The organism is Cupriavidus sp. GW823-FHT06D04, from assembly GCF_058795055.1.
Genome location: NZ_JBXAHL010000015.1, coordinates 152,012 through 158,316, shown reverse-complemented (window position 1 = coordinate 158,316; position 6,305 = coordinate 152,012). Strand labels below are relative to the sequence as shown.

Annotated in this window: 7 protein-coding genes and 5 pseudogenes; 2 read left to right on the top strand and 10 right to left on the bottom strand. The window is 60.2% G+C overall.

The window, feature by feature from the left end:
- The 3 genes and pseudogenes from AC1Q7H_RS20030 to AC1Q7H_RS20020 form a co-directional block, all read right to left on the bottom strand.
- Positions 1–485 (bottom strand): 3-keto-5-aminohexanoate cleavage protein (locus AC1Q7H_RS20030; protein WP_492381617.1); only part of this gene is annotated, 485 nt, incomplete at its 3' end.
- 164 nt (positions 486–649) lie between these two features.
- Positions 650–910: pseudogene (locus tag AC1Q7H_RS20025) on the bottom strand (cupin domain-containing protein); the annotation flags it as partial.
- Positions 910–1,373, bottom strand: a pseudogene (locus AC1Q7H_RS20020) (ISKra4-like element ISBte2 family transposase); the annotation flags it as partial. The pseudogenes AC1Q7H_RS20020 and AC1Q7H_RS20025, both read right to left, overlap by 1 nt.
- A 2-nt stretch (positions 1,374–1,375) precedes the next feature.
- Here AC1Q7H_RS20020 and AC1Q7H_RS20015 point away from each other — a divergent pair.
- Positions 1,376–2,041 (top strand): annotated as a pseudogene (locus AC1Q7H_RS20015) (IS630 family transposase); the annotation flags it as partial.
- Positions 2,042–2,090: 49 nt separating this feature from the next.
- Here the strand turns inward: AC1Q7H_RS20015 and AC1Q7H_RS20010 are convergent.
- The 3 genes from AC1Q7H_RS20010 to AC1Q7H_RS20000 all read right to left on the bottom strand — a co-directional run bounded on the left by AC1Q7H_RS20010 (position 2,091) and on the right by AC1Q7H_RS20000 (position 3,110).
- On the bottom strand, positions 2,091–2,387 hold the full coding sequence (locus AC1Q7H_RS20010; RefSeq protein ID WP_371827441.1) for a CcdB family protein: 297 nt from the start codon (positions 2,385–2,387) through the stop codon (positions 2,091–2,093).
- Entirely contained in the window at positions 2,353–2,595 is a 243-nt protein-coding gene (locus AC1Q7H_RS20005; RefSeq protein WP_492381616.1) for a type II toxin-antitoxin system CcdA family antitoxin, read from the bottom strand. Before AC1Q7H_RS20005 ends, AC1Q7H_RS20010 begins: the two co-directional genes overlap by 35 nt.
- A gap of 143 nt (positions 2,596–2,738) precedes the next feature.
- Positions 2,739–3,110 (bottom strand): helix-turn-helix domain-containing protein, encoded by a 372-nt coding sequence (locus AC1Q7H_RS20000; RefSeq protein WP_492381615.1) that lies wholly within the window; start codon positions 3,108–3,110, stop codon positions 2,739–2,741.
- A gap of 178 nt (positions 3,111–3,288) precedes the next feature.
- On the opposite strand from AC1Q7H_RS20000, the pseudogene AC1Q7H_RS19995 reads away from it, so the two are divergent.
- Positions 3,289–3,480: pseudogene (locus tag AC1Q7H_RS19995) on the top strand (hypothetical protein); the annotation flags it as partial.
- A 9-nt stretch (positions 3,481–3,489) separates the two neighbouring features.
- On the opposite strand, the pseudogene AC1Q7H_RS19990 reads toward AC1Q7H_RS19995, so the two are convergent.
- The 4 genes and pseudogenes from AC1Q7H_RS19990 to AC1Q7H_RS19975 all read right to left on the bottom strand — a co-directional run.
- Positions 3,490–3,836 (bottom strand): annotated as a pseudogene (locus AC1Q7H_RS19990) (IS6 family transposase); the annotation flags it as partial.
- A 165-nt stretch (positions 3,837–4,001) separates the two neighbouring features.
- Complete coding sequence (locus tag AC1Q7H_RS19985; RefSeq protein WP_492381614.1) at positions 4,002–4,550, bottom strand: DUF1003 domain-containing protein; 549 nt, start codon at positions 4,548–4,550, stop codon at positions 4,002–4,004.
- Between the two features lie 453 nt (positions 4,551–5,003).
- On the bottom strand, positions 5,004–5,312 hold the full coding sequence (locus AC1Q7H_RS19980; RefSeq protein ID WP_492381613.1) for a chaperone modulator CbpM: 309 nt from the start codon (positions 5,310–5,312) through the stop codon (positions 5,004–5,006).
- Between the two features lie 3 nt (positions 5,313–5,315).
- The gene (locus tag AC1Q7H_RS19975) at positions 5,316–6,269 is read right to left on the bottom strand and encodes a DnaJ C-terminal domain-containing protein (RefSeq protein WP_492381612.1); all 954 of its coding nucleotides are present in this window, start codon (positions 6,267–6,269) and stop codon (positions 5,316–5,318) included.
- Positions 6,270–6,305: the final 36 nt, after the last annotated feature.

Genomic DNA, 6,305 nt, shown 5'->3' with positions numbered 1-6,305 from the left:
TCGTAGACCGCCTTGCGCTCGAAAGAGGTTCCTGCGCAGTCCTCTGGGGTCATGATCTCCACCGTGTTCATCTGGCCGGTGTTGACGGCCACGGTGACCTGCTCCGGCGTCGGCTTCAGGCGCGCCAGCATGTGACGCGTCTCGTCGCTCAGCCACTCGGCGGGCGCGCCTTCTTCGACCGGTGCGAACGAGATCGAGCCGCCGACCTGGATGATCATGTCGGGCACCGCCTGCTTCAGGCGCGATAGCAGCTCGTTGAAGCGGTCGAGGTTCTTGCAGCCCGAACCATCGTCCTCGCGGGCATGGAAATGGAGCACGGTGGCGCCGGCGTTGTAGCAGTCCACCGCCTTTTGCACCTGCTCCTCGATCGTGACCGGGATGTCAGACGGAAAGTCGCCCGGCTCCCATTGCGGGCCGTACGGAGCAGCGGTGATGACAAGTTTTTCCTGGTTTTCGGGCAGCAGGGCCCCGTCGAGGAAATGCATGGTGTTCTCCTTTGTAGGTGCGGAGTCTGCGAAGGCAGATCGTGTCCGCGCTTGCAGATATGATGCGGCTCGCCGCCTCGGCAGAATTGATCCGTTGTCGCGTAGAATTGATAAGTAGTAACAGGCCAAAACTTTCGAAAATGCCCACCGACCAGAGGCCCCACCTCATCCGAAGCGCCAGCCACGAACACGGCCAGGAGCTTCGCGGGCTCGCTCTTGCTCGCATTGCGGCTCACAGGATGGCGTGAGCCAGGTTCCTCGAAGAACGCCTCCCCGACTTTGTAGATGCGTTCCGGCTCGTCGTTCACCTTGCTGGCGATGTTGCCAGCGACAACATATGCGTTAATGAACGCCGACTTGGCGTGGCTATGCGGCAATGAAGCGGCTCCTGGCGGATAGACGACTTCCACGGCAACGAGCGACTGGGAGCGTTAGAAACCTTGGGGTTCGGCTTCAGCAATTCGCCCCAGCCGCTCAGGAAACTCAGCCACTTCAGCGGGTAGCTCCTTCATACGCAGCCTGAAGGCTGTGAGTCGTTCCTTTAAGTCACAGTTGATGACGACACATCGAACCTGCGCCAGTAGGTGGGCTCCCCACGGCGACCATCGCATCTGTTGCCGTATGCACATGCGTTGGTTAAGAATCTGATTGACCGCCGACTCAGCCATAGCTGTTGAGATCGGTCGGCCGTCGCGATGCCGCTTTCCATAGAAGATCGTCGAGCCGCCGTTGGCTTCAACATAGGCAAAGAGCTCGCGCGTCCGGAAATCTAGCTGCGAAAGACTTTCGGAGAACTTTGGCGCCTCCGGCAAAACGATACGGAAAATCAGCAAGATTTCCCGCAGTCGACTCTCAGTCTTCTGGATGTTAGCGTGCCAAGAAGCACCATGGACTTCGGGCTGTGGACACGACAGATTGTGGCCACGCTCATCGATGAGAAATTTGGTGTGAATCCGCAGGCCGTCGAGCGCTGGCAGCGTGAATCGTTTCCGGGCATTGCGGCTGCGGCCAAGCAAAGCGGTGCGGACATCTACTTCTGGGACGAATCAGGATTTCGAGCCGACGCGGTGCATGGCAAGACCTGGGCGGTCAAAGGCGAGACACCGGTGATTGAGCGCCCCGGGCAGCGCCAATCGATTTCCGCCGCGTCCGCGGTGAACGCCAAAGGTGCCTTCTGGTTTGCGACCTACAAAGGGGCCTTGAGCGCGGAGCTATTCATCGAATTGCTCAAGAAGATGATGAAGGGCCGCAACCGCCCAGTGCATCTGATCGTTGACGGACTGCCAGCACACAAGAAGGCCAATGTGCGCGAGTACATCGAATCGACCAAGGGAAAGCTCACGATGCATGTGCTGCCGGGTTACGCGCCCGACCCGAATCCCGACGAGTTCGTGTGGAGTCATCTCAAGCGAACTGGTGTGGCGCGCAATCCGTTGCGAGCGGGCGAGAAACTGGAAATCCGCGTTGAGCAGCATCTGCACGACGTGAAGAAGAACCGCCGGCTTGTGCGCTCATTCTTCGACGCCCCATCTGTCGCCTATATTTCGGACCGCTGAGTAGAAGGCACCCATCAAGCGGTCGATCGCCGTCACGAGGACGCCGCTTTCAGCACGCAACGATCCGACTCGCTCGCCCATCGCTTGCTTGGGAACTGCTGCTATGAAAGGCGGACAGAACACGCAACGAATCCCCTGGAACTCGAAAGGCGGGATCAGGGGTGGTAGCCGAGGCCCCGGGATGCGAATTGGCCCTGATCAAAGGCACAACGACAGTTGTGCTCAAGCCGGCGAGAAATTCGCTCTGAACGTCAACGAGGAAAGGCGCGGGGCTGTGTCGTCCTTGTTCGCATAGACGTCGAATCGCGCCATCAGAACATCCGATGCTTAGCAAGTGGCAGCCCATGCTGCTCGACGAACTCATTTTGCGACGCGATGAAATCTGCGTTCTCCGCTGCCCAACGGTTACCTCGCTCGACGCGGATCGCTTCGCGCATTGCCATCTCGAACACACGCGAGAAGTTCAATTCGAGGGCTTTGCCTTCTTCATTTAGGTCAGCGGGCAAAGTCACGTTCGCCGCTTTGCGCGGCCTAGCTTCTGTTGTTCGGCCCATAATCGCCTCCCTGCTGGCTATTATGCGCATAATAGCGCTGGGACAAGCGCCAACGAGGCTACCGGGCCATGGGATATCGGATGGCGGGAGGTGCGGAATCAGTATGACCGCTTCCACGCCACGGCGCCACGCGACGCAACTAGCTAAGCATTCTGGTCCCACGCCACATCCTCGCCAATCTTGGCCGCATGGGCCGCTGCCTGTTCGAGCCAAGGCGCATGCGCCTTGGGAACGACCAGCATCGTCAAACCCAGTCCGTCCAATAAACGCAGGGCATTCTCGAGATTGACCCCCTTGCCGTTCTCGAGCTTGGACAGCATGCCGATGGAGACACCGGAATGCCTGGCCGCCTGGTCAATAGGCATTCCTTTCCCTGCCCGGCTTGCTCGAATCCGGTCGCCCAGTTGGTGAATGGTGCGAATCGTCGCGCGCGACGGTGGAGTCGGATCAGGTAGTGACCGTGGCATGGGGGGCGTTTGTGCAGAAGGAAAGCCAGCGAGGAGGCGGTTTTCCATGTTGTTTCATAAACGTGAAATTATACTCTCCCAATGGCGGCCGGGATGCCGGCAAAGATCCGCGCCTGCTAAAAAGCACTTCGCAGAGGCCCGTAGCGGAGGGATGGCCATGGCCAAGTCACGCGGGGCACCGAAAAGGATCGCCAAGGAGATCACCCTGCGGCAGTTTCGCTACTTCGCCGCGGCCGGCTTCGGCGTGCTGACCGATATGGTGTACCGGCCGTGGTCGCTGGAGGGCAAGCAGATCGAGGCCAGGACCATCGCCGCGGCGGTGCCGGACATGGAGGTCGGCATGCTGTGGCAGGCCGGCCCCAAGCTCGACAAGCCGGCCGACGCGCTGCGCGAGTTCCTGATCCACGCTTGCGGAAGTCGAGCACGCAGCGGCAGCCTTGTCGCGCCGCTTCTGCAGCAGGATGTCGAGTTCGGCGCCATGTCCGTCGACCGCTCGCCATAGGGCGTAGGGCTCACCGCGCAGCTTCACGAACATCTCGTCCAGATGCCAACTGCTGCCTGGCTTGCGCCGTGCGACCTTGGCGCGATGCGCGAAGCCGGCGCCGAACTTTTCGCACCAACGGCGAATGGTTTCGTAGGTCACGACGACACCGCGCTCGAACAGCAACTCTTCGATGTCGCGCAGACTCAGGTTGAAGCGAAAATACCAGCGCACCGCGCAGCTGATGATCGCCGCCGGAAACCGGTGGCCATGAAGAGCGATTTCTTCTTCATCGTCTCATCTTACCCGACCGCTTCGCCAACTTGACAACGCCATTAATCGGTCTCAGTACACAATAGACCCCTTTCCTGACGGATTTGCCCCCCCGCTTTTGGCTCACTCCCAGTACCTCACCAACACGAACGTCCACTTCAGCCTTGATGGGCAGGGTGTCGGCTTTATGGTTTTGAGTCTTTTTGCAAGAGCTTCTCATGCAACTCGACGGTCAGCGTTTCGACACGCACAGTTAATTTTTGGGTAAGTTCGGTCAGTTCCGTATTCCGCTGCAGCAACTCCAGCAGTTGTGCCGCGTTCTGCGCGGCAATTGCCTGCCGCTGCTCGTTAGCGATAGCAAGGGCCTCCCTGTGTTGCGCGTCAGCCTCGGCGTGGGCGTTGTCTCGCGCTGCCTGTCGCGTCTGAGCAAGCAAAATGAGCGGCGCGGCATAGGCCGCTTGGAGACTGAATGCCAGATTAAGGAGAATGAATGGGTAAACGTCGAACCTGGTGAAACCGAGGGCGTTCACCCCAATCCAGATGGCGACGATTACCGTCTGTGCCCCTAAAAAAATGGGCGTCCCAAAAAAACGCGCGAAGGCTTCGGCCTTGAGCGCGAACCTGTCGTTGCCGAACGCCGGGGCAAGATGCGCGTGAGGCCGGTGGAAGCGAAAGTGATCAACGTTCGGAACGTCGAACGGAGCGGCATGGAAGCCGGAGTTCGGTGTTTTCATACATTCCCCAAGTAAGTAATCGTTCGAGACCAGTCCGCAGCGACGTCTGCGGCACTATACCGAGGAAGAGACACTCAATGAACAACGGAAGCCTATCGTCAGCCCATTCCTCACCGAGGCAACGCGGCGTGGGAACGAACAGAGTGTGCGAAACAGCCCCAGACGATTTCACCAATCCGTTGCATCCACCGGTTGAATCCACGGCGGTCAGCGGTCATTCACGTACCCCAAACGGGCACTCCAACTTGAAGGCTGGCTGCAACGAGGTAGTAAAAATCGCCGCGTTGAAGTACGCAAGAGAGTGGCTCTGGCGGCGGGCCCTGCGGGCGCGCGTGCAGCCACCAGCAGGCCGCCCCTTATAGCGTTTACGCCCATCAGGGGCCAGGGGGCACGAGTTGGCAGCAGACGGTTCGACCAGGCTCAACGGCCCAGGCTTGCGCATCCATGTAGCGCTCAGCCCCGACTGGTACAGCGCAGCCGCGCTTGCAGATCATCCATTTCTTCCAACAGGTCGGCCACCATAGCAGCCAGTTCCGGTATGGCGTCAAAGTCACGCTCCAACTGACGCATGCGCCGCGCCCGTCGAAGGCTGGCGCTGGAAAACCGCCAGACGCCAGCGACGCTTACCGCATGGGGAAATAAGCCCTCATTTACATGCTGCATGAGCCACTCTGACTCTACCTTGCAGGCTGCCGCCACTTGCTCCAGAGTCAGCCAAGCTTCATCCAACAGGCAGCCGATCAGAACGTCATCATCAGACATGGGTCAGGCTCTCCTATCCGGGCGCGGATTAAAAATCATTTCCCGCGCCATGGTTTCATAGAACTCCCGCGCTTTGGGGGTGTTTGCCGGCGGCAACACCACCTGGATGTCCAGCAGCAGATCGCCCGGTGGATTAGCGGGAATGCCCTTGCCGCGCACACGTAGCTCGCTGCCGCTCTGGGCGCCAGAGGGAATGCGCACCTTCAGTTCGCCCCCAGGTAAATTGATCGGCACCACCGCCCCCAGCGCCGCCTCCCATGGCGCCACCGGCAGGGTGAGGTGTAGATTGCGCCCCTTCACTTTCAGTCGGTCGTGCGGATTGAAATGCACCTCCAGAAAAAGATCCCCCGCCGGCCCGCCGCCCATCCCCGGCGCCCCCTGCCCGGCCAGACGGATGAGCTGACCTTCGCGCACGCCTTTGGGAATTTTCACACTGAGGGTCCGGCTCCTCAACTGCACCACGCCTTGGGCGTCCATGCTTGGCAAGCGCAGCGAAAGTTGGCGGGTGGTGCCGGTAAAGGCGTCTTCCAGGTCCAGCAGCACCTTGGCGTGGTGATCCACACCGCGTGACTGGAAGCTGCCACCGTGTGCATGGGAGCCGCGGTGTCTGCCCCCCACATGGCCAAACAGCTCGGCGAAGAAGTCGCTGAAATCGGCCTCTTCCTGGGGCGAGAAACCCCGACTGGAAAACTCGAAGCCGGTGTCCCAGTCCGGCGGCGGACGGAACTCCTGGCCGGGCTGATAGCCTCGCCCCAATTGATCGTACGCGGCGCGCTTGTCCGGGTCGGAGAGCACGGCGTAGGCCTCGTTGAGCTGCCTCATGCGCAGTTCGGCATCGGACTCCTTGGAAACGTCCGGATGGAACTTGCGCGCGAGCTTGCGGAACGCTTTCTTGATGTCCTCCGCCGTGGCATCGCGCGCCACCCTCAACGTCTTGTAGTAGTCATGGAACTCCATGCGTGTTCCCCTTTTCCGATCTCGAGGGCCTGCCCT